At 41.0% G+C, this 25,816-nt stretch carries 25 protein-coding genes; 20 read left to right on the top strand and 5 right to left on the bottom strand.

Annotated elements, in window-relative coordinates; translation table 11 throughout:
• The 5 genes from PSE60_RS17435 to PSE60_RS17415 all read left to right on the top strand — a co-directional run bounded on the left by PSE60_RS17435 (window position 1) and on the right by PSE60_RS17415 (window position 5,181).
• On the top strand, window positions 1-1,032 hold the full coding sequence (locus PSE60_RS17435) for a carbon-nitrogen hydrolase family protein (protein WP_272666259.1): 1,032 nt from the start codon (window positions 1-3) through the stop codon (window positions 1,030-1,032).
• Entirely contained in the window at window positions 1,029-1,784 is a 756-nt protein-coding gene (locus tag PSE60_RS17430) for a maleate cis-trans isomerase family protein (RefSeq protein WP_272666258.1), read from the top strand. The genes PSE60_RS17435 and PSE60_RS17430 overlap by 4 nt, the downstream gene beginning before the upstream one ends.
• Before the next feature lie 79 nt (window positions 1,785-1,863).
• Window positions 1,864-2,400 carry a MarR family winged helix-turn-helix transcriptional regulator gene (locus PSE60_RS17425; RefSeq protein ID WP_272666257.1) on the top strand — a complete coding sequence of 179 codons (537 nt, stop codon included), beginning with the start codon at window positions 1,864-1,866 and terminating at the stop codon, window positions 2,398-2,400.
• Window positions 2,401-2,666: 266 nt separating this feature from the next.
• The gene (locus PSE60_RS17420) at window positions 2,667-4,313 is read left to right on the top strand and encodes a Na+/H+ antiporter (RefSeq protein WP_004915075.1); all 1,647 of its coding nucleotides are present in this window, start codon (window positions 2,667-2,669) and stop codon (window positions 4,311-4,313) included.
• Between the two features lie 355 nt (window positions 4,314-4,668).
• The gene (locus PSE60_RS17415) at window positions 4,669-5,181 is read left to right on the top strand and encodes an AAA family ATPase (protein WP_272666256.1); all 513 of its coding nucleotides are present in this window, start codon (window positions 4,669-4,671) and stop codon (window positions 5,179-5,181) included.
• Window positions 5,182-5,237: 56 nt separating this feature from the next.
• On the opposite strand, the gene PSE60_RS17410 is transcribed toward PSE60_RS17415, so the two are convergent.
• Window positions 5,238-5,858 carry a flavin reductase family protein gene (locus PSE60_RS17410; RefSeq protein WP_210840431.1) on the bottom strand — a complete coding sequence of 207 codons (621 nt, stop codon included), beginning with the start codon at window positions 5,856-5,858 and terminating at the stop codon, window positions 5,238-5,240.
• A 635-nt stretch (window positions 5,859-6,493) separates the two neighbouring features.
• Here PSE60_RS17410 and PSE60_RS17405 point away from each other — a divergent pair.
• From PSE60_RS17405 to PSE60_RS17365, 9 genes are all read left to right on the top strand, one after another.
• Window positions 6,494-6,823: a helix-turn-helix domain-containing protein gene (locus PSE60_RS17405; protein WP_272666255.1), complete on the top strand. Its 330-nt coding sequence runs from the start codon at window positions 6,494-6,496 to the stop codon at window positions 6,821-6,823.
• A gap of 234 nt (window positions 6,824-7,057) precedes the next feature.
• Window positions 7,058-7,573 (top strand): fimbrial protein, encoded by a 516-nt coding sequence (locus PSE60_RS17400; RefSeq protein ID WP_210835751.1) that lies wholly within the window; start codon window positions 7,058-7,060, stop codon window positions 7,571-7,573.
• An 83-nt stretch (window positions 7,574-7,656) separates the two neighbouring features.
• Complete coding sequence (locus PSE60_RS17395) at window positions 7,657-8,214, top strand: fimbrial protein (RefSeq protein WP_210835750.1); 558 nt, start codon at window positions 7,657-7,659, stop codon at window positions 8,212-8,214.
• Window positions 8,215-8,302: 88 nt separating this feature from the next.
• A complete protein-coding gene (locus PSE60_RS17390; protein ID WP_272666254.1) occupies window positions 8,303-10,855 on the top strand; it encodes a fimbria/pilus outer membrane usher protein in 2,553 nt (850 codons plus the stop codon).
• Between the two features lie 47 nt (window positions 10,856-10,902).
• Window positions 10,903-11,607, top strand: coding sequence for a fimbrial biogenesis chaperone (locus PSE60_RS17385; RefSeq protein ID WP_272666291.1), 705 nt, complete (start codon window positions 10,903-10,905; stop codon window positions 11,605-11,607).
• 14 nt (window positions 11,608-11,621) lie between these two features.
• Window positions 11,622-12,050, top strand: a complete 429-nt coding sequence (locus PSE60_RS17380; protein WP_272666253.1) for a hypothetical protein — start codon at window positions 11,622-11,624, stop codon at window positions 12,048-12,050.
• Complete coding sequence (locus PSE60_RS17375; RefSeq protein ID WP_272666252.1) at window positions 12,043-12,558, top strand: fimbrial protein; 516 nt, start codon at window positions 12,043-12,045, stop codon at window positions 12,556-12,558. Before PSE60_RS17380 ends, PSE60_RS17375 begins: the two co-directional genes overlap by 8 nt.
• Window positions 12,555-13,091, top strand: a complete 537-nt coding sequence (locus tag PSE60_RS17370) for a fimbrial protein (RefSeq protein ID WP_272666251.1) — start codon at window positions 12,555-12,557, stop codon at window positions 13,089-13,091. Before PSE60_RS17375 ends, PSE60_RS17370 begins: the two co-directional genes overlap by 4 nt.
• 160 nt (window positions 13,092-13,251) lie before the next feature.
• Window positions 13,252-14,262 (top strand): adhesin, encoded by a 1,011-nt coding sequence (locus PSE60_RS17365; protein WP_272666250.1) that lies wholly within the window; start codon window positions 13,252-13,254, stop codon window positions 14,260-14,262.
• 24 nt (window positions 14,263-14,286) lie between these two features.
• Here PSE60_RS17365 and PSE60_RS17360 read toward each other — a convergent pair whose 3' ends face one another.
• The gene (locus PSE60_RS17360; protein ID WP_272571697.1) at window positions 14,287-15,060 is read right to left on the bottom strand and encodes an AraC family transcriptional regulator; all 774 of its coding nucleotides are present in this window, start codon (window positions 15,058-15,060) and stop codon (window positions 14,287-14,289) included.
• 192 nt (window positions 15,061-15,252) lie between these two features.
• Between PSE60_RS17360 and PSE60_RS17355 the strand changes: the two genes are divergently transcribed.
• The 5 genes from PSE60_RS17355 (at window position 15,253) to PSE60_RS17335 (ending at window position 20,430) form a co-directional block, all read left to right on the top strand.
• Window positions 15,253-17,670, top strand: a complete 2,418-nt coding sequence (locus tag PSE60_RS17355) for a DMSO/selenate family reductase complex A subunit (RefSeq protein ID WP_272666249.1) — start codon at window positions 15,253-15,255, stop codon at window positions 17,668-17,670.
• Window positions 17,667-18,305, top strand: a complete 639-nt coding sequence (locus tag PSE60_RS17350; RefSeq protein WP_164528339.1) for a DMSO/selenate family reductase complex B subunit — start codon at window positions 17,667-17,669, stop codon at window positions 18,303-18,305. Before PSE60_RS17355 ends, PSE60_RS17350 begins: the two co-directional genes overlap by 4 nt.
• Window positions 18,302-19,201: a dimethyl sulfoxide reductase anchor subunit family protein gene (locus tag PSE60_RS17345; protein WP_272666248.1), complete on the top strand. Its 900-nt coding sequence runs from the start codon at window positions 18,302-18,304 to the stop codon at window positions 19,199-19,201. Before PSE60_RS17350 ends, PSE60_RS17345 begins: the two co-directional genes overlap by 4 nt.
• A 34-nt stretch (window positions 19,202-19,235) precedes the next feature.
• Window positions 19,236-19,802: a molecular chaperone TorD family protein gene (locus PSE60_RS17340; protein ID WP_272666247.1), complete on the top strand. Its 567-nt coding sequence runs from the start codon at window positions 19,236-19,238 to the stop codon at window positions 19,800-19,802.
• Window positions 19,803-20,007: 205 nt separating this feature from the next.
• Window positions 20,008-20,430, top strand: coding sequence for a DoxX family protein (locus tag PSE60_RS17335; protein WP_272666246.1), 423 nt, complete (start codon window positions 20,008-20,010; stop codon window positions 20,428-20,430).
• 86 nt (window positions 20,431-20,516) lie between these two features.
• Here PSE60_RS17335 and PSE60_RS17330 read toward each other — a convergent pair whose 3' ends face one another.
• Genes PSE60_RS17330 through PSE60_RS17320 form a run of 3 tightly spaced genes read right to left on the bottom strand, consistent with a single transcriptional unit; the run spans window position 20,517 to window position 23,687 of the window.
• The gene (locus tag PSE60_RS17330; protein ID WP_272666245.1) at window positions 20,517-21,311 is read right to left on the bottom strand and encodes a nucleotidyltransferase domain-containing protein; all 795 of its coding nucleotides are present in this window, start codon (window positions 21,309-21,311) and stop codon (window positions 20,517-20,519) included.
• Window positions 21,312-21,335: 24 nt separating this feature from the next.
• Window positions 21,336-22,562 carry an RtcB family protein gene (locus PSE60_RS17325; RefSeq protein ID WP_272666244.1) on the bottom strand — a complete coding sequence of 409 codons (1,227 nt, stop codon included), beginning with the start codon at window positions 22,560-22,562 and terminating at the stop codon, window positions 21,336-21,338.
• Between the two features lie 3 nt (window positions 22,563-22,565).
• On the bottom strand, window positions 22,566-23,687 hold the full coding sequence (locus PSE60_RS17320) for a slipin family protein (RefSeq protein WP_272666290.1): 1,122 nt from the start codon (window positions 23,685-23,687) through the stop codon (window positions 22,566-22,568).
• A gap of 486 nt (window positions 23,688-24,173) precedes the next feature.
• Here PSE60_RS17320 and rtcR point away from each other — a divergent pair, with 486 nt between their 5' ends.
• On the top strand, window positions 24,174-25,757 hold the full coding sequence (gene rtcR, locus PSE60_RS17315; protein WP_272666243.1) for an RNA repair transcriptional activator RtcR: 1,584 nt from the start codon (window positions 24,174-24,176) through the stop codon (window positions 25,755-25,757).
• Window positions 25,758-25,816: the final 59 nt, after the last annotated feature.

Below are 25,816 nucleotides of genomic sequence, written 5' to 3'. Positions count from 1 at the left end.
ATGCTGAATTTGCAGACATTTAAAGCGGCTGCAGTACAGGCTGCTCCCGTGTTTCTCGATACCCATGCTACGGTAGATAAAGTTTGTCGTTTAATTGAAGAAGCGGCAGACAACGGGGCGAAATTGGTCGCGTTTCCAGAGGTGTTTGTTTCTGGTTATCCCTATTGGAGCTGGGTGATGAACCCGATAGACGGCAGCCCATGGTTTGAAAAACTGTGCAAATCTGCCATTGAAGTCCCAGGGCCTGAAATCCAAAAAATCGCTCAAGCGGCGGCACGTCATCACATCAATGTTGTGATAGGGGTGAATGAACGCAATCCGAATGGAATTGCTACGTTATATAACACGTTAGTGACTATTTCAGATGAAGGAAAAATTTTAGGGCGCCATCGCAAATTAGTTCCAACATGGGCGGAAAAACTGACGTGGGCAAATGGAGATGCGTCCTCATTAAAAGTGCACCAAACCAGTATTGGGCCTCTCGGCGCCTTAGCTTGTGGGGAAAACACCAATACACTGGCTCGTTTTGCTTTATTGGCACAGGGTGAGTTAGTCCATATTGCGAGTTATATCGCCTTACCCGTTGCGCCGAAAGACTATGACATGGCAGAGGCGATCCGTCTGCGCGCTTCAGCCCACTGTTTCGAAGGCAAGGTTTTCACGATAGTTTCCTGTTCGACGGTGTCAGAAGAGATTATTGATGCAATGTCTGAAACTCACCCAGAAGCACGGGAGCTACTGGCTCGGCCAAATAGTGCTTTTTCTGGAATTATCGGGCCTGATGGGCGTGTTGTCGGCGAACCATTGATTGACGAAGAAGGTATCGTTTATGGTGAAATTGATTTAAATCGCTGCATTCAACCACGGCAAATGCATGATATTACAGGGCATTATAATCGTTTTGATATCTTTGATTTACAGGTAAACCGTCGGCCATTAACCGCCGCACGTTTTCATGGTGATGGGCAAGATACTGAGGCGTTAAACGTATTTCCAGAATCAGGTGAGTCATTTGGGGAGAACGAGGCATGAGTTTAGCACGTACATACCGTATCGGGCAGATTGTCCCATCGTCAAATACGACGATGGAAACAGAAATTCCGTCCATATTACGGGCAAGAGAAGCCCTATTTGCGGAACGCTTCACTTTCCATTCAAGCCGTATGCGTATGCAGAAAGTGACCAAAGAAGAATTAGCAAAAATGGACTCTGATAGTGACCGCTGCGCTATTGAATTGTCTGATGCAGCGGTTGATGTACTGGGGTATGCCTGCTTAGTGGCCATTATGAGCATGGGTAAGGGTTATCATCGAGTGTCCGAAAAACGCTTATTCCAACGAACGGTAGATAACGGCCATTCAGCGCCAGTAGTGACTAGCGCAGGAGCATTGGTTGATGGTTTGCATGCGATAGGCGCTAAGAAAGTGTCTATTTTAACGCCGTATATGAAACCGCTGACACAGCTTGTGATTGATTATATTGAAAGTGAAGGCATTGAGGTGGTAGACAGTATTTCACTGGAAATCCCCGATAATTTAGACGTAGGGCGGCAAAATCCATTAGCACCAGTGGAAATTACTAAAAAACTCAATACTAAAGTAGATGCAATTGTGGCGTCTGCCTGTGTGCAAATGCCTTCACTACCTTCGATACAGCTAATTGAAGACAGAGTTGGTTTACCCGTATTGTCTTCTTCAGTGGCGACTACCTATATGATGTTAAAAAAGCTGGGTTTAGAAACGCGCGTTGATGGGTTTGGTTCATTGTTAAGTGGAAAGTTTTAGCTGAATTATAGCCGGCTTCTGTTACTCTTGAGGAGTTGTAACCAAACGCAATAATTCAAGAATTTATCAAGGGGAGCGAATGGCAAACTCAAAGATTTTTGTTGATAACTATTTGCCTGCCCTGTTGGGGCAGGCTTGGATGTTGGTTTCATCCGAGTTTCATGCCATTGTTGAAGAAAAAGGTTTGTCAGTATTAGAGTGGAGAGTGTTATCCACACTGGCAGGAAATGGCTCGATGGGGATCACCGAACTTGCACAAAAAACGGTGAGTAAACAACCTACAATTACTCGTGTACTACAACGATTAGAGCAGCAGGGGCACGTGGTTCGCCACAGTAACTATAATGGCAGTGATAAGCGCATAACACTTGTTAGTGTGACATCAAGTGGAATGTCATTGGTTGATGGTTTACTTATTGCTGCACAGCAACACGAAGAGGCTGTTTTAGCGCCCTTGGGGTTACGTAAAAGTAAGGTTATTAAGCAAGTACTACAAGAATTAATTGAGCGGTATAGCCTAGAAAATGCCAATACTACCTATAAAAGTACTTCTGATAATAATCATAAAAAGAAAAAGCTGGGTAGCGGAAATGGATTTAGTGAAACAAAAGAATAGTCAGTTAATGGTGCTTTAGTTTGGTTTTTAATAGTAAGGCATAACTTATTGTTTAAATAAGAATTTAATTGTTCTATATCAAATAGATAAATAAGTTTTTTATGGACGGCTCAAGTTGACGGTAATTTTATAACTTAATGATAGATAGGCTATTTCTTAAATTTATTATTTTTATATCAGATGATTAATTGCTACTTTACATTGATTCAATTTATCTATTTACTGCATAACTGATAATTAATGATTAGCTAAACATGGAGCAATCAATGTCAGTAGTGACACTTGTACTCGTTTTTTTATTAGCCGTTGTTGTGAGCGTTTTTGTTTCACGATTGCTCAAAGATATTATTCCATTACCTCTGATTCAGATAGCATTAGGGGCTGGCTTGTCTTTATACGGTTTTACAGTTGAATTTGAACCTCATCTATTTCTATTTTTATTTATCCCTCCTTTGCTGTTTCTGGACGGTTGGCGTATTCCTAAAGAAGCCTTATTCCAAGAAATTAAACCGATCATGTCGTTAGCCATCGGCCTAGTGGTTGTCACGGTTATTGGTATGGGCTTTTTTATACATTGGTTAATTCCGGCTATTTCTTTAGCTGTTGCCTTTGCCTTGGCTGCTATTTTGTCGCCAACAGACCCTGTTTCAGTGTCTGCAATGACTGTCAATTCCCCATTGCCATCGCGAATGGCACATATTCTAGAAGGGGAGTCATTGCTGAATGATGCAACGGGCCTAGTGTGTTTCAGTTTTGCGGTGGTCGCTGCGTTAACAGGTACATTTTCTCTTGCTTCAGCGGCGGGGCAGTTTGTGCTCGTTGCATTCGGGGGAATTTTAATTGGTTTGCTGGTGGCTTGGGCAATTGGTTGGTTAAATCAATTGTTAGTTAAGCGTACTGGTGAAGAGCCTGCTATTCAAATTATGATCAGCCTATTGATGCCATTTACGGCTTACTTATTAGCTGAACATCTACATGTTTCCGGTATTTTAGCCGCAGTGGTTGCTGGTATTGCCATGCACTATGAAAAAATTGCAGGGCGTATGCAAGCCGCTACACGGATGCAAAGTAAAGCGGTATGGGACACGGTACAAACCGCGTTGAACGGAATGATTTTCATTTTGTTAGGTGAGCAGTTACCCGGTATGTGGACAAACATGCCTGCTGTCGCAGAAGCGGCTGGGGCGAGTCACCCTTGGATGTTATTTGTGTATGTGGCAATCATTACTGTGGCCTTGGCGGTTTTACGGTTTAGCTGGGTGTGGATCTCGATGACTCTAACGGTCTTCCATAAACGCCGTCGCGGTAAAGAAGCTGATGTCATGCATATTCGTATGATGGCGGTTATGGCGACAGCAGGTGTGCGTGGAGCGATTACGTTAGCGGGTATTTTGACATTACCATTACTGATGCCAGATGGTTCATTATTTCCGAATCGTGATGTGGCTATTTTCTTAGCAATGGGAGTGATTTTATGTTCATTGCTGATTGCCAGTATTGCGCTGCCAATTTTAACCAAGGGGCTGGTACAAGATTTACCTTATGATAATGACGAAATTCGAGCGCGTTTAGCCTTAAATGAGGCAGCAATGGCGCATTTACGTGAATTGATGAACCACCCATCGGATGATATGGATGAAATTGCGATGCGTACTGAGGTTGGGGCGCAACTGTTAGAAATTTATGGCAGACGACTCGATAACTCAGATGAAACTGAGTCAGATGTGTATGACTTACATAAGATGATTGATATGGAACGTGAGATGTCCAAGTCAGCATTAAAAGCAAAACGGGACGCGTTATATCAAATGCGTAAAAGCAAAAATATCAATGAAAGGGTGTACCATCGTTTACGTGATGAACTTGATTTAAAAGAAGAAACACTTAATCACCATAAAAATGGTAAACATTAGTTAGTGAAATAAAAGACCTGAATTTATTCAGGTCTAAGGTTGTTGACAAAGCGGGATAAAAGCGTGGTTTTTCCCGCTTTGTGTTATCAGCCGAAAATCAAAAAATTGATTTTCCAAATTTATTTTCAAAACCTCTTTTATTTATGCTCATAATTCAACTAAGTTTGACAGTTTGTATTGACCACTGATAAGTTGATTATAATTCCATTTGGGAAATTTATATGTCGCAGGGTGTCGTTAGCTTAAACATTATTATTACCATCACTTAGTGGTGGGGATAAGCGACATCCTAAACCCGCCAGATAAGGCGGGTTTTTTGTTCTTATCTGGTTAATACTTCAGTAAGGAACGATTTATGAATTTAGCAGAAGCATCATCATTACTAAAAAATCAACCTCGTTTGCATTTTCTTTGTGGCAAAATCGCTTCAGGGAAATCCACATTAGCAAAACAATTGGCTAACTCGCCTTGTACTATTTTGCTTTGTGAAGATGAGTGGCTTGCTGCACTTTACCCTAATGAAATTACTGAATTAGTTCACTATATTGAGAAAAGTGCTTTAGTGAAGCAAGTATTAGAAGGTCATATCAAGCAATTGATACAGGCTGGAAATAATATTGTGATGGATTTTCCTGCTAATACACCCTTGCAAAGGCAATGGTTAAGATCATTGGCGCAGACATCTAATGCTCATTATATATTTCATGTATTGCAGGTCAGTAATGATGAGTGTAAAGCAAGGCTTGTGGCCCGCAATTTAGCAGGGGAAAACCCATTTCAAACATCTGAAATGCAATTTGATTTAATTACTGAGCATTTTTCCTATCCAGAAAGCAGTGAGCAGCTAAACTGTCAATTCTATCCATAAGAGTAACATATCGGAGTAATAAACCTCAGAAAGATACTTATTACTCCGATTTCTGGTTACTTAGGGCGATACATTTTGAGGTTTTGCTGTTGTTCAATCCAATAATAATCAGCAGGTCCTCCTGCTCGTAATAGTGGTTTCTGGCCAGCACAATCATATAAGCCATCATTCAATGCTGACTCATCAATATGCACCATGACGACTTCACCCATCACCATCCAAGTATCCAATAACTGGCCATCAGCACGTTTAAGTTGTTGGTATTGTGTGACAACACATTCCATTGAAACGGGTGTTTGAGCAACACGAGGCGGCGAAACTAATGTCGAGGGGAGAGTTGATAGCCCCGTTAGTGTGAACTCGCTTTCGCCACGTGCGAGTGTGGCGCTACTCATATTTACATGCTCACCTAGTGACAATGTTGCGAGGTTATAAACGAATTCCCCTGTTTCAATGGCATTGGTGACTGAATCTTTTTTCCCAACGCTCGAAAAGGCCAATATAGGTGGTGAATAATTGAAAATATTGAAAAAACTATAGGGAGCTAGGTTGGTTCTACCTTTGCTATCACGGGTTGATATCCAACCAATCGGCCTAGGGCCAATAAGTGATGGAATAGGGTCGTGGGGTAGCTTGTGACCTTGCTGTGGTTGGTAACTATAAAATTTTGCTGTCATTGTGAATTCCTTTTTAGTTTTACTCTAACGGATATTTGAATAAGTTGTTAGGTGTTTAAATAAAAAATGCTATAAATGCATAAAAAATGCAGTAAATGGATATTTTATTTTAAATCTTAATTATGTTAATTCTGGGGAATATAACGTAAGCTGATAGTAATTATTTAAATAATTATTAATGCGTTATATTTGTCATTTTTTTATTTATTGATTTTATTATTTAACTCTATTTTTGTGTAAATTTGATATATTTATCTGTCTTAATTGAAAGCTTTAATGTGTTCTTTTAATTTTATTTTTCCCGGTATGTTAATATTTTAATGTAATTAATTTACTTTTCTATTATCTTAATTGAAATTTATTTTAACACTTTGATTTTAATTGTTTATTTTTTAATTTTATTAATCATGAAACACAATCTATATAATTTAATAGGAAATGACTATCAAATTATATAAATTCGATCGATACAAACGTATTTACAGAATTAATTAATAAACCTATATTTAAATTAAGTTATTTCTATCTATTTTTTGATGTGTCTAAATTTTACTTTATATAAAAATAAATCGATTTTTAAATTAGCAATGAGTAATTTAAAATTTCATATAAGAGTACTACTCATTGGAAATAATATGACAAAAACAAATATATTATTACGTCGAGATATTGGGTTGTTTTTAAGACAAGCTAGAATTGATAAATCATTAACAGGATACCAATTAGCGGAAATATTAAAAATAAGTCAACAGCAGGTTTCTCGTTATGAAAGAGGGGAAACTGGTATTAATGTTGAAGTATTGAATACCCTTCTTATCGTATTAGAAAAAAACTGGCTAGAATTTTTCTTCAAAGTTTTAGTTAATTACTCGAGTGAAATTGCAGATATAAGAACACAGGATGAGCTTTTTTATCTCATCGAAAGATCATTTTTCTATTATTATGGAAAACCAAAAAAAAGATGATTTTCAATCAAATATATCGTTAATTTAATTATGCGCTCATAGTGTGATACTTGGTTTTTGTATCCTCTTTCATTGAATTAAATATGGGAATCAGATTTACGCTATTAAATTTCTAATAGTGTATTTGTTGTAGTTTTATTTTTTAATTGAAAGGAAAAATCTATGCGATTAACCAAATTAAATATTGCACCTCAATTATCAAAATCAACTCAGTTATTTATTTTTACTGCATTGATGGCGGGTTTATTATCAGCAAATTCTGCTGCAGACAATACAGGCACGGTTGATTTTGAGGGTGTCGTTGTTAGCACGCCTTGTAATATAGCCCAATCTTCACTAAAGCAAGTTATTGATTTTGGACAGTTATCTCGTAGAGCACTGGAAAATGGTCGTGTGGCTGAAGTGAAATTTAATATTGAATTTACTGGGTGTGATTTCACTGATTTCGATACTGATGTAACCGGAAAACCTATTGCTGTTAAATCAATGGAATTAGTGTTTACAGGCCAAAGCTATGCGGATGCAACAAATACTTTACTTTCTACTTCTGCAGGTAATACCAACAATGTGGGAATTGGCATTGATGGATTTGAATTTGGAAAAGCGAAAGATGTACTCTCACGGATCATCAATAAAAAAGGTGATAATGTTTTATCTTTCAAAGCATTAGCGAAAGCTGTTGATACAACGAAAAGTGTATCGGAAGGTAAGTTCAGTGCAGTCACAAACTTTCGTATTACCTATCAATAACTAAATTGTTTAACCGCCAGAATTAACTGGTGGTTAAATAGTGAGCCGCTATAGGAGGGGTTGTGGATAGTTATCAAAGGATTATGAATATAACGGTACTGTTGGTAATGCTTATTTTTAGTATTCATTCACATGCAGACACCAAAAATGGTAAACCCTACAACGTCAATGCAATAACGTTACTTAAAGGAAGCGTCATTGATGCACCGTGTTCAATTTCGTTACAAAACCGCTATCAAACTATTGATTTTTCTTCTTTGGCTCTTTCTTTTTTATCTAATAACTTGCAACGAGAAATGCATGACCAGCCTTTTATTATCGAGCTACAAGATTGCGGTAGTGCCTATTCAAGCATTGATCTAAAAACATGGAAGATACGCTTTGTTGGCCAAAATGCACCATATATTGATGCTTTTACACTACAAGGTGCCTCGGAAGGATTAGGTATATCGGTATTAGATAATGCAAAAATACGATTACAACCTAATAAGGATTATTCATTATCTAACAATGTGTTGTATCAAGATAAATCAGGGTACAGCCTTTTCCTACGCTATTTCCTACGTTTGGAATTAACCGGACAGCCGATCCAAGCAGGTCGTTATTACGGACTGGTCCGTTTCTTCATCGATTACCAATAACACACACGAGTAATACGCTTTTATAAACTTCATTTTGAAGATGCATTCTTATTGCATTTAATCTGGTATAGCTAGGATGGTATAGAGCATGGTGTTCAAAATTAACGAAAAATTGAAACTAGCTTGGCACATTGCTTTTCTGTTACCGAGTCTTATGGGATGGAAAGCATTTGCAACTGAATTTAATACAGATGTGTTAGATGCAGATGATATTCAAAATATTGATATGAGCCAGTTTTCGGTTGCCGGGTATACGCTACCGGGGAATTATGTTTTTACTCTCTTTGTTAATGGGCAACGTTTAGGGGCACCCCGCGATATCTCTGTTTATGAAAACAAACCAATCGCAGGTGAATCAACTCAAGTGGCACAAACTATCTGTATTCCTCCTGATGTCCTTGAGTTAATTGGTTTAAAGCGTTCTGCAATGAAAAAGGTGACACTTTCCCATAATGGGAAATGTCTCGATTTTTCTGCGCTAGATGGGATTCAAACTATCATTGAGCTCAGTACGCTGTCGCTGAAAATGATTATTCCACAAATACGGATGGAATATCGCGACCCATATTGGGTACCTGCTAATTTATGGGAAGAGGGAATAGATGGCGCATTTATTGATTACAATGCGAATATTTCTGCAACTAAAGAAACGGATAGTAATCGGCAAATCTATTTATCAAGCAATGGGATTACAGGGGTAAATTGGGGGGCTTGGCGCTTACGTGGGGATTACAGTACATCTTATCAGAAGCAACGGTGGGATTACCCTCAAGAGAAACACAACTTTGATTTTACTCGTCTTTATGCATTTACTTCATTGAAAGATAGCGCTTCAATTTTTACCGTGGGAGAAAATTATTTTTATTCGGATATTTTTGAGTCTTGGCAATATACCGGTTTTTCTTTAGAAAGTGATGACCGCATGCTACCGCCTAAATTAGTGGGGTATGCACCTGAAATTATTGGTGTGGCAAACACTAATGCAATTGTGACTGTTCGCAGTCAAGAACGTATTATTTCTGAAACAGCCGTTCCTCCAGGGCCATTTCGAATTCAAACACTCGATAGTGGTATTCGTGGCGTATTGGATGTGACGGTACGTGAAGAAAATGGCGAAGAGAGTAAATTTAGTATTAGTACCGCCTCGTTACCTTATTTAACACGTCCTGGACGGGCTATCTATAAGGTTGCGATGGGAAAGACGCGTTATGACAATCGGCATTTGACGGGGGAGCCTGTTGTAAGTGGTGAATTATCATATGGTGTTTCAAATGCATGGTCATTATATGGCGGAACTCAGCTTAATGGTTATTACCAAAGTGCAGCGCTAGGGATAGGACGAGATCTTTTTTCAATAGGCGCGGTTTCTTTTGATATCACTCAATCCTTTGCCGATTTTTCAGATAAAAGACGCCAAGGGCGCTCTTATCGTGTTAATTACGCAAAATCTTTCGATGATTTACGTACCGATATTACCTTTGCGGGTTACCGCTTTGCTGACAAAGAATACCGAACACTGACGCAATTTATGGATGAAGATAGAATAGGCAATGGTGTTCAGGCAGCAAAAGAAAATTATCAATTATATTTAAATAAATATTTTGATGATTTTAATATTTCTATTAATTATCAATACAGTACTTATTGGCAGCATGATTCACAAACGCAATATGGCTTATACATTAATGCGCCTTTAAATTTTCCACTTCTGTCCCGAAATGCGGCAAATTTATCATTATCAGCGACTCGTACTGAACGAGACAATGGTAATGAAGATGATGCTATTAATCTGTATCTCACCTTGCCATTATTCCGTGGGCATAGTGTCACATTTTCTGAGCTCTACTCACGCTCAGCAGGAAATAACCAATTTAATCATCAGGTTGGTTATAGCGGTTATGGGGAGCAAGACAATTACAATATCAATGTGGGTTATAGCCATGGCCAACATATTGATAACCAAGCCAGTTTGAGTGGCTTCTACTCACGAGACCTGTCCCAAGCAAGTACATCGATAAATGCGAGCTATGTACCAGATCAATACCACAGCATTGGTGGGTCAATAAATGGTGGGGTCACATTAACCTCTAAAGGGGCGGCATTACACCGCTCAGCGCACGGCGATACACGGCTTATGATTGAAACACCGGATGTGAGCGGCGTTCCTCTCGATAATGGCGTGATTAAAACCAATGCATTTGGATTAGCTGTTATTCCTAATATGAATAGTTACCGGAAATCAACCGCCTCAATTAATACGAGTCAGCTTCCTGATGATATAGAAAGCCTTGATCCCTCAACAGATATTACCTTAACCAAAGGCGCCATTGGTTATCGCAGCTTATCAGTGATGAAAGGCCATAAGTTATTCGCTGTTTTTGTTCTGTCTGATGGAAGGCACCCACCTTTTGGCGCGAGCGTTCGCAATAAAAATAACCAAGAATTGGGACTTATTGGTGAAGGTGGAGTGACATGGCTAGTGGGGGTTTCACCTCAAGAAAAACTGTCGTTGTATTGGAATAACCAGCCACAGTGCGAGTTATCTCTACCTGAAAAATTAGATGAGCTTACGGATCTATTATTACTGCCGTGTTCTTCGGTCAAAGCTCTTGGTTCAATTTCTTCGTCATCAAGTAAATGATTGTGAGGCTAATTATGTGGAAGTTAGATATCTATCATCAATGGATTATGAGAGTACTGTTTGTCACACCAATATTGACCTTTAATACCGATGCCGCAGTAACCTTGGATCGAACTCGGATCATTTTCCCCGGGAATGCAAAATCGATCAATATCAAAATAACTAATGATAACCCAGAAGAAGCTTACCTAGCGCAGAGTTGGATTGAAGACCAGCAAGGTCAGAAGTTAATAAAGGGTGCATTATTAGCCACGCCACCTCTACAACGTGTTGAGCCGAATAGCCAAAGTTTAGTTCGCTTGAGTGTTACGCCTTTATTTAGCCAGTTACCGCAAGATAGGGAATCCGTATTTTATTTTAATTTACGGGAAGTTCCGCCTAAATCTCATGATGCGAATACCTTACAAATTGCTTTGCAATCGCGGGTGAAGCTTTTTTATCGACCCGCATCCATTCTAGCTGAGTCTGAGACAAATTGGGCTCATAAAGTCACATTAATGAAAACGCATAAAGGGTATCAACTCAATAATTCAACGCCTTTTAATTTGACTGTTATTGGGTTGGGTAATAACCAAAAACAATCTGAGCAAAGTCAATTTGAGGTAGTGATGGTACCGCCTAAATCTACCCAAGAGCTTGTTTCCCAGCCTCTGACAAAACCTCATTTAACCTATATCAACGACTATGGCGGAAAACCGACTTTGGCTTTTCGTTGCCAGCAAGACATTTGCACTGTGGTCGATGAACGCTAGTTAGGTAGGAATATATGGCTAGCATTAATAATAGAAGGAGTAATGCATTGATAAAACATATGCTTATCGGTCTATTTTTCATTAGTGGCATGATGGAGGGAATGGCTTCAGCGAGCGGATTTTTAAATCATATTGCGGTGAATGAATCGCATTATGAAGATTTAAATAGTGGATGGTTAGAAGTCAGCGCTGAATTATTCAATTCACCTTGTCATTTAAAAATATCAACCTCAACGGTGATGTTGACGCAATGTGGCGCAGGCGACGCCTTTTCTGCTAACAAAACACAAACAACGCCTGCACGAATACGCTTTTATGATGTGCAAAATGGGAATGTTACGGCCATGGAGAAAATGAGTTTACTCAACGGTAATAATTTGATTCACCCGCCTGTTGCTATACACAAATCGAAAGTGTTACGGCTGGAGGTGGTTTATGAGTAAGGTCATTTTACTTTTAAGTCTTGGAATTCCTATATTGGGTTGGGGTATGGATAGCCTTGATGTGGAATTTAGTGGCATTTTAGTCAACAAAACCTGTCAGTTAGCGGCTGATTCCATTACTAAGCAGGTGAAAATTGAAAATATACGTTTGAAGTCGATTAATGACAACATTACCAGTGATATCACTCCGTTTTTTATCACGATTGAAAAATGCAGCCAAGCTGACCTCAATAAGATGATTAAAATTACTTGGAAAAGCCCAAAACGCGTCAATATAGAGGGGCAAAGTTACCTTGGAACAGATGGTAATAGTGGAGTATTGCTAGGGGTGGTTGATAAGCAAAGGGCTCTTGTTATTTGGGAACAATCGATTGAGGTAGAACCGGTTACTGTGGCTGATGGAAGCCAGCAATTGGAATTTGGCGTATTTGTCCGTAAAAACCCATTGAATGAGGCAAAAAAAGGTTTTTTCTCAAGCTCAGCGACTTTTACATTGGAGTATGAATGATGAATACAACCAATTTGTCATCTAAATTAATTTTGTGTGTTTTATTCATCTCATTTATGTCTAAGTCAGATGTTTTAATCGATGTGAGTGCGACATTAGTCGACCCAGCCTGCCAGCTTCGTAGCGAAGATAACAGCACACCATTAAAAATTAATTTTGGGGTGATTAATATACCAATTAATTCAGATGATGTTTCTCAATCCCATACATTTCCGTTGTATTTAACAGGCTGCAATTGGAATAAAGCTCTTGGTATCATGATTAACCCCAAAAATAGTAACACTATGGTTTATCAAGGAAAAACTATTTTATCAACCAGTACCGATGGCCTTGGCATTAATATCAATAACCTAACTGGCGGTGTGGCTCATCCACTTGAAGTTAATCAAATTCAGCAAATATTTCCTGAACAAATAGATGCCACGTTGCAGCGAATTATTTTACAAGCTGAGCTCGTCAATACCCTGCCAGCGAATCAGCTCAGTGCTGGAAAATTTAGTGCTATTGCCATGATTTCGGTCACTTACTATTAAGGCGGTAATATCGGTTATGTCTAATTTTCAAATCCTGTTTCAGGTGTTTTTTAGCTCAATAGTGAAAAGGCAATCTTCCCTATTTTTGGGGAAAGGATTCTTTAAGCAATTATTTAATCTCTCAATGTATTCTCTGGTAGCTATTCTCGGTTTGTATGGAATGAAAGCCTATGCGGACTATGCACCTCGAATACAAAATTCGAATGCAGGTTATTTAATTCGCCTCGACAGCAATAGTGTTATTGACCCCGTCTCACGAGTGGGCTCTGATGGTAAAAATTATCATCGCGTGGGAAACCCTATCGTTATTGATGGCAATAGCGCCCAAGTGAGCGTATCTGGCTTGGTTGATTGTGTTGGAAGACGGTGGGGGAGCAGTAATACCAGAATTCATTCATCACAGGCATTTCATCGTTTGTTTATGTATGTGGCTTCTGCGGGAGTGACGATTGATGGAAAAACCGCCTACCGAATTAATAATAACCTTGTGATGACAGTAGAAGCCCCTATTATGGATTGGAAAAATATTGATGCCGGAATGTGCTCATATGCTTATGTGGGGCTCGTTCGCTCCGCCCATGAGTTTACGAGTCAATTTCCGATTACCATCACATTTTATATTAATGAGCAAATTATTGATGGAAAATTAGTTATTCCCGCAATGGATTTAGCCGGTTATGTTCGCGCTTTTACTGAACCTAAATCTGTACCACCTTTTGATAGCTGGCCACTATCTGACTCAACAGTGCCAATGCGTCTTGCGGCTTCTCAGCTAAATGTAAAAGCAATGTGTTCCACGCAAACGAGCTCTGGGCAGGCTAGTACAGTCAATTTGCGACATGGCCAATTAAGTAGCGTTTATTATGATAGCTTGGTGAGTGAAAGCATCAGATACACCTGCAAATTTGCTGCCTTAACAAAGGTCAGGCTGCGGTTAGACTATGCGACCGATAGCGACCCGCAAAAGCGATTGCCGATGAAAGATGCTGCAAATAGAACGATTTACAGTCAGTTAGAAATTGTGGATGAGCAAACCGGGGCGACAGGCACAGACATTCGTGTGGGAATTCAGTCAGATCGTACGATTCAGATACGTAGTCGTATTCAAGGAGCTAATGCAGACGCAGGAAGCTATCAAGGGTCTGCATGGTTAATCGCCACATTTGATTAAATTGAGCTTTTGAATGGTTAGATATTATCCACCAATTCTCTGAATAAAACTGGATGGGCTTTGCCCTAACCATTTTTTAAACATGGTCGAAAAAGACCCGACACTGCTGTAGCCTAAATCGAATGCGACCTCGGTAATGGATTTACCCGCAGAAATGTGGGTAATCGCACTTAATAAGCAAGCTTGCTGCCGCCAGTCAGAGAAAGAGAGCCCCGTTTGAGCACCAAAAAAACGGCTAAATGAACGCTCACTTTTATGTAATTTTGCTGCCCATTCCTGTGGTAATGAGGTGATTTGTGGGGCTTTTAGGAATTCCCTGCACAACTGAGCTAAATGTTCATCCCGTGGGATGGGTGCGTAGAAAGGCAAGGGCTCTGCTTGTGCAATTTCATGCAAAATCAATTGGTACATGACTCCATCACGACCATTTAAATCATATTCAATTGGGGTATCAACGGCTTCGAGCAATAACTGACGAAGTAGGGGAGAAACCCTGAGTACTTCGCACTTATTTCCTCTACGTGGAGCCGCTTTGGGTTCTATGTATAAACTACGTGTACTGACATTCAACATCCGGGTTTCATGGGGGGTATTACAGGGGATCCAAACCCCGCTATCAGGGGGGATGACCCACTCCCCATCTGCAGTACTGACTTCAATCAAGCCTGTCGCACCATATAAAAACTGGGCGCGTCGATGGACGTGAGAATCGAGTAACACGTTTGGTAGGTAATCAGTGCCGATAGCTAACACATCACGTGGAGTGGCATCGACAGTTTTTAGAGGAATATTTCGCATAGGAATTTATCTTGGCTGAGATTCAAAAATTATTATCTATTTTCTGAATATAGGCAGTTTTTATTGACATAACCACATGTTTTATATGGTTGGCTGAAATTCCAATGTGTTTGGCGGTTTTTCGAAAGTTGGCAAACCGGGAAATGATTACTCTAGCGCGGCAACCTAATGTATGCCAGAGGTAGAGTTATCATGGAAAATTATCACGATCGGGCGGATAGCAAGAGTCTGATTGAACCCTTAACCCGTCGTCGGTTTATTCAAGGCAGCTCTGCGCTCATGGCTGTCCCCTTTATTGCCACAAACACGGTCGCATCGACACCAGAAAACCCGAATATCATCCCAACGACAACGCTGCAAAATGAAGGTGAGAGAGTGGTCTCCACCTGTAGCAGTTTTGACTGTGGTGGTAAATGTGATATTCGAGCACACGTTAAAGAAGGGGTAGTAACCCGAATTAGTACCCGCCCAGATGCCGATTTAGATGAAGAGATGCCCATCATGCGTGCTTGCGTGCGCGGCCGCAGCTATCGGAAATTTGTTTATCACCCAAATCGCTTGAAATACCCAATGAAAAGAGTGGGCAAACGTGGTGAAGGGCGATTTGAGCGTATTAGCTGGGAAGAAGCAACGACATTGATTGCTGACAACATGCAGCGTATCAATGAGCAATATGGCCCTGCCTCGCGCTTTGTTAGTCTCAGCACAGGGGTAACTGGTGGGATTTTCTCTGGTGCGAATATGCTACGCCGCCTATTTAATATCACGGGTGGTTTTCTAGAAAATTACCATTCAGTAAGTAACGGCAATACCATGGCGGTCACACCTTATACCTATGGCACATCAGCAAGCGGTAGCACGCTAGACACACTCGAAGATACGCCATTGGTGATCCTGTGGGGGCATAATCCCAACGAAACCATTTTTGGCCATACGAACCATTATTTTCAAAAAATGAAGAAAAATGGCACCAAATTCATTGTTGTCGATCCGCGTTATTCGGATACCGCATCGTCATTAGCTGACCAGTGGATCCCTATTTTGCCGACCACAGACAATGCGATGATGGATGCCATGATGTATGTGATCATCAGTGAGGGGCTGCATGATCAAGCCTTTATTGATAAATTCACTGTTGGTTTTGATGAGCACCAGATGCCCGAAGGCATACCCGAAAATGAGTCATTAATGGCTTATTTAATGGGAAAAAAAGATGGAATAGTGAAAACCCCAGAATGGGCGGAACCCATTACCAAAGTACCCGCCGACACCATACGCCAACTGGCGCGTGAATATGCCAACACCAAACCTGCGGCATTAATGCAAGGCTGGGGGCCCCAGCGTCATATCTGTGGTGAACGTTCCGCCCGAGGCGCGACCTTGTTGGCAACAATCACGGGTAATGTGGGCGTAAAAGGGGGGTGGGCAGCAGGTTATGGCATGGCAGTCACGCCGGATCTCCGTAAAACGTTAGCGGGCCCTAGCTTATTTGACAACCCAGTTAAAGCGAAAATCAACATCACCAATTGGGTACAAGCCTGTGAAAATAAAGATTTGGTAACGCCAAATAATGGTTTAAAAAATGCGGAAAAACTCGATACGGAAATCAAAATGATTTTTTCGTTAGCGGGTAACTATATGACTAACCAGAACCCCGATATTTTGCATGCCGCTAAAGTTCTGGAAGATGAAAGTAAAGTTGAGTTTATTGTTTACAGCGACTTATACATGACTCCTAGCGCCAAGTATGCCGATATTTTATTGCCTGAAACCAGTTTCTTAGAGCGCTGGAATGTGGGCGGCACTTGGGGAACCGGTAACTATATTATTTTATCTGAAAAAGTCGTCGAGCCTGAATTTGAGCGCCGTAGTGACTATGAATGGTTGCGCGACGTGGCTGAAAAACTCGGTGTTGGTGAAAAATTCAGTGAAGGGCGCACAGAAAAACAGTGGATTGAGCATTTAGTCAATGACGCTCATCAAAAACGCCCAGAAGATGGCATTCCAACCTTTGATGAGTTGCTGGTTAAGCGCCGCCATTTGTTAAAACACAAACCGCATGTGGGTCATGTCGCCTTCGAAAAAAATATTAACGATATCGAGAATAACCCGTTTGAAACACCATCCGGAAAAATCGAAATTTTCTCTCAGCGCCTTTATCAGCGAAATGATGTGGATATCCCTGCGTTATCTCATTATGTGCCCGCCATTGAGGGGCCGGAAGATGAACTGGCTTCCCGTTATCCATTGCAATTAATCACTTGGAAAGGCCGTAATCGCGCTAATTCAACGCAATTTGCTAACCCGTGGTTACAAGAAGTACAACGCCAAGAGCTGTGGATCAATCCCATCGATGCAAAAAGACGAAATATCGCGGATGGGGAGCGGGTCAAAGTGAAGAATGACCGCGGTATCACCATGGTGCCAGTCAAAATTACCCAGCGCATTATGCCTGGCGTTGTCGCTTTACAAGCCGGAGCATGGTGGCAACCTGATGAAAATGGCATTGACCAAGGCGGTTGTGCGAACGTTTTAACATCTTCCCGCAGTACAGCGATGGCACATGGAAATGCCCATCAAACCTTATTGGTGGAGGTAAGCAAAGCATGAGTAAATTTCAGGTTTATCCCGCGATTAGTGACAAACAGCTTGGCTTTTATATTGACTCTGCCCGTTGTTCCGGTTGTAAAGCCTGCCAAGTGGCGTGCAAAGATAAAAATAACCTCGACGTGGGTCGCAAATATCGTCGTGTATACGAAGTCGCTGGTGGTGAGTTTATTGAAAATGGCACAGGGGGGCTGATGAATAACGTCTTTGCCTATACGTTGTCCATTTCATGCAACCACTGTGCTGACCCAATGTGCGTGAAAAATTGCCCGACGACAGCCATGCACAAGCGTGAAGGGGATGGCATTGTGATGGTCAATACAGATAAGTGTGTGGGCTGTGGAACCTGTGCGTGGTCTTGCCCGTATGGTGCACCGCAAATGAACCCTGAAACCAAGCAAATGTCGAAATGTGATTTTTGTATTGATTTACAACTAAAAGGGGAGCAGCCCGTCTGCGTCGCCACTTGCCCACTAGGAGCCATTCAATTTGGCCCAATTGATGAATTACGACAACGTTATGGGGAGCTAGCGGATGTCCGAGGATTACCAGACTCATCGATTACCCACCCAAATTTAGTGATCCATCCACATCTTGGGGCGGGTCGTACACAAGACTCACAAGGAGAAGCCAAATGAATGAATGGCCACTGTTATTATTCACATTTTTAATGCAAACATCCATTGGGTTGAGTGTGATGTTAGCGCTTTTTGCAAACAAATTATCGGCGAATTTAACGGGTAAAACGCACACACAGTTTTTGCTGTGGTATGTGTTTGTCGCCTGCGTATTTGCGGGGATCGGTTTATTGTCTTCAATTACCCACTTAGGGGTTCCTTTGAATGCGCCTAATTCCCTATTGAATATTTTTTCATCGTGGTTAAGCCGTGAAGTGGTATTCACTGCCACCTATTTTTCTTTTCTTGGGCTCACTTTCCTATGGTTATGGTTCAAAAAGGAATTGTCATATCTGTTACTTGGTTTAGCGATTATTGCAGGGCTATGTGATGTGTATGCCATGGCTTCAATCTATCGTTATACATCAATGTTAACGTGGATGAATGATAATACTTATTTGATGTTCTACGGCACCATGTTTACAGCAGGTGCTGCTGGGTATTACTTATTAATCAATTTGTTATTGCGTTTTAACGTCGGAGCCGTAGAGGCTCAGATATCAACTCGTGGGCTATGGATATTATGGGCGGTGATTGGGGTTAGCTTACTGGTTCGTTTAGCTTATCAGCCTGCCTATGAAAGTTACTTGGTTCACACTAGCTATAATAATGAATCCATTACATTTCCTATCGACTCTATCTATGCATACCAAGGGATTTGGTCACTGCGTATCACGAGTTGGGTAGTTGGAATATTGGCGGTGATGGTATTGGGATATGGGTTGTTTCGTCATATACGACAAACGGCGAATGGGGTCATTACCTCAAATAGTAAAAGGTATTTAGTGGTTGGTTGTACAGCGGCGATGGTTGCTGAGTTTATGCTGCGCTACTGTTTTTACACGATCCACATATAGATAACAGCGTATTGCTTAGGAAATTATCTTTTTTATGATCCATTTTTCACACTATGCAGCGGCGTTTAATATTTTAGGCACATGCTATTTATTTTCACCGAATGATGATGCAAGTCATTATGCAATAAGCTTTTTCAAGTTAAATGACTTCGCATCTCAGTGGCCTTGTAAGGTCAGTACCTCACTTAGCGAACGGCTATCGGCATCGCTAAATATTGAGATTGCGACACTGCATACTCAGTGGACAGATTTGTTTATTGGGCCAGAAGCATTACCCGCCCCGCCATGGGGCTCGGTATATCTTGACCCAGAGGGAGTATTACAAGGCTCTTCAACACTGGCACTGAGTGATTTTTTACAGCGAGAGCGTTTAAAAATTCAGACACGTTATCCAGAGCCCTCAGACCATGTTGGGTTAATGTTATTTCAAGCGGCAGTTTTGGCTTCACAGGTTAGGGAGGCCGCATTAAAGGAATTGTTGAATGACCATTTGGGGAGTTGGTTACCGCAATTTTCTCAGCAATTAAATCGAACAACACATAGCCCTTTCTATAATGCATTAACCGAATTAGCTCTGGTGACTGTCAGGTCTTGTTTGTAATATTGTTCAATATTTTTGATTATTAAATGGTTAATTAAACGTAATATTTGAATGGATGAAAAGTTAACAAATTTTAATTAAATGAAAATTGATTTAGTTATAAGAAATGCAAATTAAAATGATTCTTACTTTATCTTTCTAAGCCATAATGCATTTTTAAGCCATACTACTTAATGATGTTTTGGATATCCATAGGGGGTATAAAGTGGTCAATTTATTAAATCGTTTGTTGTCCCATGAAGATGCTGGCAGGTTGTTATTGCGTCTTTCTGTTGGTGGGCTCATGTTATTTCATGGTATGAGCAAATTAATGACTGGTGCGAGTGGTATTAAAGCGCTGCTGGCTTCTTATGGTTTACCTGAATTTATTGCTTATGGAACAATTCTAGGTGAAGTGGTTGCGCCTATTTTCATTATTTTAGGGATTTTAACTCGTCCATCGGCATTATTAGTGGCTTTCACTATGGTCGTTGCATGGCTGATGATTGGGCTAGATAAAACGTTTTTACTTGATAAAACAGGCGCATGGGCGATTGAAAGTTTGGTGTATTTCTTCTTGAGTGGTATTGCATTGGCATTTTTAGGCGCGGGTAAATATTCCATTATTAAAAACCCGAACTGGCGATAAACCTGTTTTTCTTTTGTGTTTGACATTGCCTTTGAAAAAAGACCATCAAAAATTTTCTGATGGTCTATTTTTTTGAAAAATACTCGTTAATGATTTTCTAACACGGCTTTACGAAAAAATTCATCTAATAAACGGCTGTCACGGCAAGCGGGCTCAGGGAATTGCATGTGTTCTGCATTGGCTATAACTTCCAAAACGAGCTTATCAATAGCTGGGCGTCTTGCACCATAATGACTTTCGTCTGCTTGGCCTTTTATTACCAACAATTCATCAATTTCTAACCGTACTAATTTATCTTTAACAGTTGCATTAACTAGCTCTGAAAATGCCATTGGTGGCATGCTCTTGCTTGTTTCTATCCAACGCAAAGCTAATACTGCACGTAGTAAATAAAAATATTTTTTTAATTTAATACGCTCGCCTTTAAAGTCAGTATGTAAATTACGCTTACTGATTGATAAGTAATGATAACGTGACTTTAACGGTGAATAAAATTGTGCCGCCAATTCCCCCAGTTGAGCAAAAAATGCCTCATCTTTAAAATAAACAATTGGTGAATGTAACCATTCTATTAATGCCGGGTTTGAGTTGCGCATTAATTTCAATGCTTTAGATAGCTCCCAACCTGACACATCTAACTCATCATCAATTGGCTTTTCTATCACATCGCGCTTTTTATCTAATGTTAGGTACCAATCGAGTTTGTGAACATAGATAAATCGAACATCATAGTCGCTATCGCGGGAGGCAAAACCCCAACCGCGACTGCCGGATTCACACGCAAACAGTATTTTAACGTGATGAGTTTCTTCTATTTCTTTGAGTGTTTTTCCTATCCGTTCTCTCATTAGCACGGATACACTTTCATGGTCAGTTTCCATGCTTTCTCCTGTTACTTTTTATATTTAACCCTTAACGCACACCACTTGACGTAGGGTATGAACAATTTCTACCAGTGATGATTGTGCTGCCATTACCGCGTCGATGTCTTTGTAGGCCATCGGTATTTCGTCAATCACATCACTGTCTTTTCGGCATTCAACATGGGCGGTAGCCATTTTTTGGTCGCTGACTGAGAAACGTTTTTTGGCTTCAGTTCGGCTCATTACACGGCCTGCACCGTGGCTACAGGAACAAAAACTTTCTTCATCACCCAACCCGCGCACGATAAAACTTTTTGCCCCCATAGACCCTGGAATGATCCCCATTTGGCCTTTTCGAGCGGATACTGCGCCTTTGCGGGTTACCAGTACTTCTTCACCAAAGTGCTGCTCTTTTTGCACATAGTTATGATGACAATTTACGGCTTCTTGCTCTGTGATAAACGGTTTTGGAATTTCACGCGATAGTGCTTCCAATACGCGGTGCATCATCACTTCACGGTTATGGCGGGCAAAGTCTTGCGCCCAACCCACCGCTTCCATATAGTCATTAAAATGCACACTTCCTTCTTCGAAATAAGCCAAATCTCTATCGGGCAAATTAGCAATATGCTGTTGCATATCTTTTTGTGCCAATGTGATAAACAAGTTACCAATCGCATTTCCCACTCCGCGTGATCCGCTATGTAGCATTACCCATACACGGTTTTGTTCGTCTAAACACAGCTCAATAAAGTGGTTTCCCGTTCCCAACGTCCCTAAATGGTTATAATGGTTGGTTTGGCGCAGTTTTGGGTACTTATCACAGATACGTTTGAACTCTTCATCCAAGTGCGCCCAGTGGGTATCGACAATATCCGGTGTACGATGCCAAGCCCCTTTATCACGCCCATGTCGATGGGTGGTTCGGCCGTGCGGCACTGCCGCTTCAATGGCAAAACGGATGTTTTGCAAGCTATCCGGCAAATCTGATGCCGTTAAGGACGTTTTTACGGCAATCATTCCACAACCAATATCCACTCCAACCGCTGCAGGGATAATGGCCCCTTTGGTCGGGATCACGCTCCCAATTGTCGATCCTTTTCCCACGTGCACATCTGGCATCACAGCAAGGTGCTTGAAAATAAACGGCATTTTTGCAGTGTTTTGCAGCTGGGTTACCGCTTTTGGGTCAACAGGCACCCCATTGGTCCACATTTTTACGGGTGCGCTATTTTCTTGAGTTAATTCATTGAATTTATTATTTATCATTATTTATTCCTTAATTTTTACTAATCCGTTTAATACTTGGTCTAAACCGCCGTAAACTGAAATTTGGTCGATGCGATGCGCAATGTTTTCTAGGGTTTCAAGTTCTTTTAAACGCAGTGCAACTGGGTTGTTTTCCATTACTTTAGCGGTATTTAGCAGTGAGCGAGTCGCGGCGGTTTCTTCGCGGCGGCGGATCACGTTAGCCTGTGCCGATTTCTCGGCTTCTACCACTTGGGATAAAATCGTACGCATATCTCCCGGTAAAATAATGTCTTTTATACCAATACTGTCGACTTCTAAACCAAACTCCGTTACGCATTGTGCTATTTGAGTTAGCATCAACTCATCAATTAACTGCTTATTTTCTAAAAGTTCGTCTAAAGTTCGGGTACCGACGATTTCCCTTAATGAAAACTGTAACTCACGGTATAAATGCTCTACAGGCTGACTCAATTTTGAGAACGCCAACAAAATATCGTGATAGCGCCAGTTAGCTGAAAGATTGATGCGCAGCGTCACTTTGTCCTTGGTTAAAATCTCTTGTCCACTCACTTCAAGGGATTGCAAACGAGTGTCTATTATTTCAACTTCCGGTTTGTGGTTGATTTTCCAATAACCGTAAGTTCCCGGTTGTAATAAATTTTGTATCTCACCATCAATTTTTAACATACCCACATGCCATGCAGGCACTTGACTAATCAATGCCAACTCATTGCCTTTAAGGCGTTTTTTACCCATTAAGCGTGCAACTAAGGTGGAGTCGATGACACTATCTTCTAGCGATAGCAGTTCCACTTTTAAGCTATTACCATTTTTCCAATACAACCGACGAGTTGCTGGTGGCAAGATTTCGCTCAAGCTATTGTGTAAATAAATAAATCCAATTTCATCATCAGATAACGCTACATCAAGGCAGTGCTCATCAACCCAGTCTGAGTGAAATTGGCGCAAATGTTCTGCCAGCTTATTTTCAATTGGCTCTTCATTTAATGGATACATGGTCACGGTTAATTTGTTAAACCAATCATTCACTTTGTGCTCACCAGCCAATAATAGGTGCTGAAAATCGCCATTTTTAGCGGTCAATGCGATAAGTCCTTGAGCAACTTTTATTTTTTTCATTATTTTTCCTTTTTTAATATTTATCCGCCACTGAAGAAAAAAGCGAAGTGGTGAGGGGAAAAGTAGAGTGCCTAACTGGGCTGTCTAAATTTCTGCTCATCACTCGGCGTGGCTCTCGAGTGGCGGCGTTAAGCTTAACTTCAGCTCGTTGTTATACGTTTTGGAGACGTTAGTTTCAGGAGTCGAACCTGATAGCTGTGCTATTACCATAAGGTATCTCCCAGCGGACGGAATACAGATCATGTAGTGACTAACGCCACCATGTCTGCACCGGTTGAACGCGAAGTTCAGACAATTTCCGGCAGTAGATGAATGTCTAATTGCCAGAAGCGTGCCAACTTTTTTAAAAACGGGATAAATATTTTTATTTGATTGAAATATAAATGAAAAATAATTTTAAGATAAAAGTAGTAAACATTGGCTTGGTAGATGGATTATGCTAATTATTATCTTTTTATATCGTTATTTATAAATTTATATAAATTCATTATGAATAAAAAACGCAAAGTGGTTATTGGGGTACTGGGTACGGTACTTGATAGACGAGGCAAAAAAGCCAATCGCTGGACAAAATGGCGCCCAACGGTAGGCTTGTGCCAACAACCTGATTTGGATATCGGCCGTTTTGAACTGCTACATCAAGTGAATGATTATGGTATGGCGAATCGGGTGAAAGAGGATATTGAGCAAGCCTCTCCCAGTACCGAAGTGGTACTGCATGAGGTGGATATTGCCGACCCGTGGGATTTCGAAGAGGTATACACCTCGTTATTGGATTTTTCTTCAAGTTATCCTTTTGATACTGACAACGAAGAGTATTTGGTGCATATCACTACCGGCACCCATGTGGTACAAATTTGCTGGTTTTTATTAACTGAAGCCCATTATTTACCCGCTAAATTAATCCAAACGTCTCCCAGCCAAAAAGGGCGAGAAAAAGACCCTGTTGGTATTCATGCGGTTATTGACTTAGATTTAAGCCGTTATGCACACATTACTAGCCGCTTCCAAAAAGAGCAGCAGCAACAGGTTTCGTTTTTAAAATCTGGGATTGCCACGCGTAATGCCGCATTTAACACCATGATTGAACAAATCGAGCGGGTAGCACTGCGCTCGAAAGCGCCGATTTTACTCAATGGCCCAACAGGGGCAGGAAAATCTTTCTTAGCGCGCCGCATTTATCAATTACGCGAAAGCCGCCACCAAGTCAAAGGGCGTTTTATTGAGGTGAACTGTGCCACTTTGCGCGGTGATAATGCCATGTCGACGCTATTTGGCCATGTAAAAGGGGCGTTTACTGGGGCACTAAATGCACGAGGCGGTTTGTTAAAAGAAGCCGATGGCGGCATTTTATTTTTAGATGAAATTGCAGAACTTGGCCTTGATGAACAAGCTATGTTACTCAAAGCCATTGAAGAAAAACGTTTTTTTCCTTTTGGCTCCGACAATGAAACCCAGAGTGATTTCCAACTGATTGCGGGCACCCACCGCAACCTTGCAGAGCAAGTGGAATCCGGTAAGTTTCGGGAAGATTTATACGCTCGTATCAATATGTGGACCTTTGCCTTACCGGGGTTAAAAGAACGTCGTGAAGATATTGAACCCAATATCGATTATGAATTAGCCAAATTTTGCCAAGTTCAGCAAAGCCAAATCCGTTTTGATAGCGAAGCGCGCAATGTGTATGTGAGGTTTGCTTGTTCCCCGCAAGCCCAGTGGCGCGGCAATTTCCGGGAATTGGGTGCCTCCATTAGCCGAATGGCCACTTTTGCCGAACGCGGGCGCATCACCAAAGTGGTCGCCGAGGAGGAAATTGGCCGTTTGCAGTCTCAATGGCAGCCAAAATCAACCAATACATTACCAAAGCAAATTGGTGAAATTGATTTATTCGACCAACCACAGTTGGCAATGGTGCTTGAAGTTTGCCGCCGTTCATCTACCCTTTCCGAAGCGGGGCGTGAGCTGTTTGCGGTATCACGGCAACATAAAAAACAGCCCAATGATGCGGACAGGTTGAGAAAATATTTAGCTAAGTTTAAGTTGGATTGGGAAGGGGTGAAAGCGGGGTATTGAAAGGCTTTATATTGCTAAGTCGTAAAAGAAAAATCCCCGCCGAAGCGGGGATGTGGGGG

The sequence above is a fragment of the Providencia sp. PROV174 genome (assembly GCF_028480685.1).
In the GTDB taxonomy this organism is placed as follows: Bacteria; Pseudomonadota; Gammaproteobacteria; order Enterobacterales; family Enterobacteriaceae; genus Providencia; species Providencia rettgeri.
This window is presented reverse-complemented; position numbering and strand designations above follow the sequence as displayed.

Bases quoted from the DNA above. Each gene is read 5' to 3' on its own strand.
- PSE60_RS17395 (WP_210835750.1), top strand. From the start codon at position 7,657: ATGAATATAACGGTACTGTTGGTAATGCTTATTTTTAGTATTCATTCA.
- PSE60_RS17350 (WP_164528339.1), top strand. From the start codon at position 17,667: ATGAGTAAATTTCAGGTTTATCCCGCGATTAGTGACAAACAGCTTGGC.
- rtcR (WP_272666243.1), top strand. From the start codon at position 24,174: ATGAATAAAAAACGCAAAGTGGTTATTGGGGTACTGGGTACGGTACTT.
- PSE60_RS17415 (WP_272666256.1), top strand. From the start codon at position 4,669: ATGAATTTAGCAGAAGCATCATCATTACTAAAAAATCAACCTCGTTTG.
- PSE60_RS17375 (WP_272666252.1), top strand. From the start codon at position 12,043: ATGAGTAAGGTCATTTTACTTTTAAGTCTTGGAATTCCTATATTGGGT.
- PSE60_RS17420 (WP_004915075.1), top strand. From the start codon at position 2,667: ATGTCAGTAGTGACACTTGTACTCGTTTTTTTATTAGCCGTTGTTGTG.
- PSE60_RS17400 (WP_210835751.1), top strand. From the start codon at position 7,058: ATGGCGGGTTTATTATCAGCAAATTCTGCTGCAGACAATACAGGCACG.
- PSE60_RS17365 (WP_272666250.1), top strand. From the start codon at position 13,252: ATGAAAGCCTATGCGGACTATGCACCTCGAATACAAAATTCGAATGCA.
- PSE60_RS17330 (WP_272666245.1), bottom strand. From the start codon at position 21,311: ATGGAAACTGACCATGAAAGTGTATCCGTGCTAATGAGAGAACGGATA.
- PSE60_RS17435 (WP_272666259.1), top strand. From the start codon at position 1: ATGCTGAATTTGCAGACATTTAAAGCGGCTGCAGTACAGGCTGCTCCC.
- PSE60_RS17325 (WP_272666244.1), bottom strand. From the start codon at position 22,562: ATGATAAATAATAAATTCAATGAATTAACTCAAGAAAATAGCGCACCC.
- PSE60_RS17425 (WP_272666257.1), top strand. From the start codon at position 1,864: ATGGCAAACTCAAAGATTTTTGTTGATAACTATTTGCCTGCCCTGTTG.
- PSE60_RS17430 (WP_272666258.1), top strand. From the start codon at position 1,029: ATGAGTTTAGCACGTACATACCGTATCGGGCAGATTGTCCCATCGTCA.
- PSE60_RS17405 (WP_272666255.1), top strand. From the start codon at position 6,494: ATGACAAAAACAAATATATTATTACGTCGAGATATTGGGTTGTTTTTA.
- PSE60_RS17345 (WP_272666248.1), top strand. From the start codon at position 18,302: ATGAATGAATGGCCACTGTTATTATTCACATTTTTAATGCAAACATCC.
- PSE60_RS17340 (WP_272666247.1), top strand. From the start codon at position 19,236: ATGATCCATTTTTCACACTATGCAGCGGCGTTTAATATTTTAGGCACA.
- PSE60_RS17410 (WP_210840431.1), bottom strand. From the start codon at position 5,858: ATGACAGCAAAATTTTATAGTTACCAACCACAGCAAGGTCACAAGCTA.
- PSE60_RS17355 (WP_272666249.1), top strand. From the start codon at position 15,253: ATGGAAAATTATCACGATCGGGCGGATAGCAAGAGTCTGATTGAACCC.
- PSE60_RS17385 (WP_272666291.1), top strand. From the start codon at position 10,903: ATGAGAGTACTGTTTGTCACACCAATATTGACCTTTAATACCGATGCC.
- PSE60_RS17370 (WP_272666251.1), top strand. From the start codon at position 12,555: ATGATGAATACAACCAATTTGTCATCTAAATTAATTTTGTGTGTTTTA.
- PSE60_RS17380 (WP_272666253.1), top strand. From the start codon at position 11,622: ATGGCTAGCATTAATAATAGAAGGAGTAATGCATTGATAAAACATATG.
- PSE60_RS17390 (WP_272666254.1), top strand. From the start codon at position 8,303: ATGGTGTTCAAAATTAACGAAAAATTGAAACTAGCTTGGCACATTGCT.
- PSE60_RS17360 (WP_272571697.1), bottom strand. From the start codon at position 15,060: ATGCGAAATATTCCTCTAAAAACTGTCGATGCCACTCCACGTGATGTG.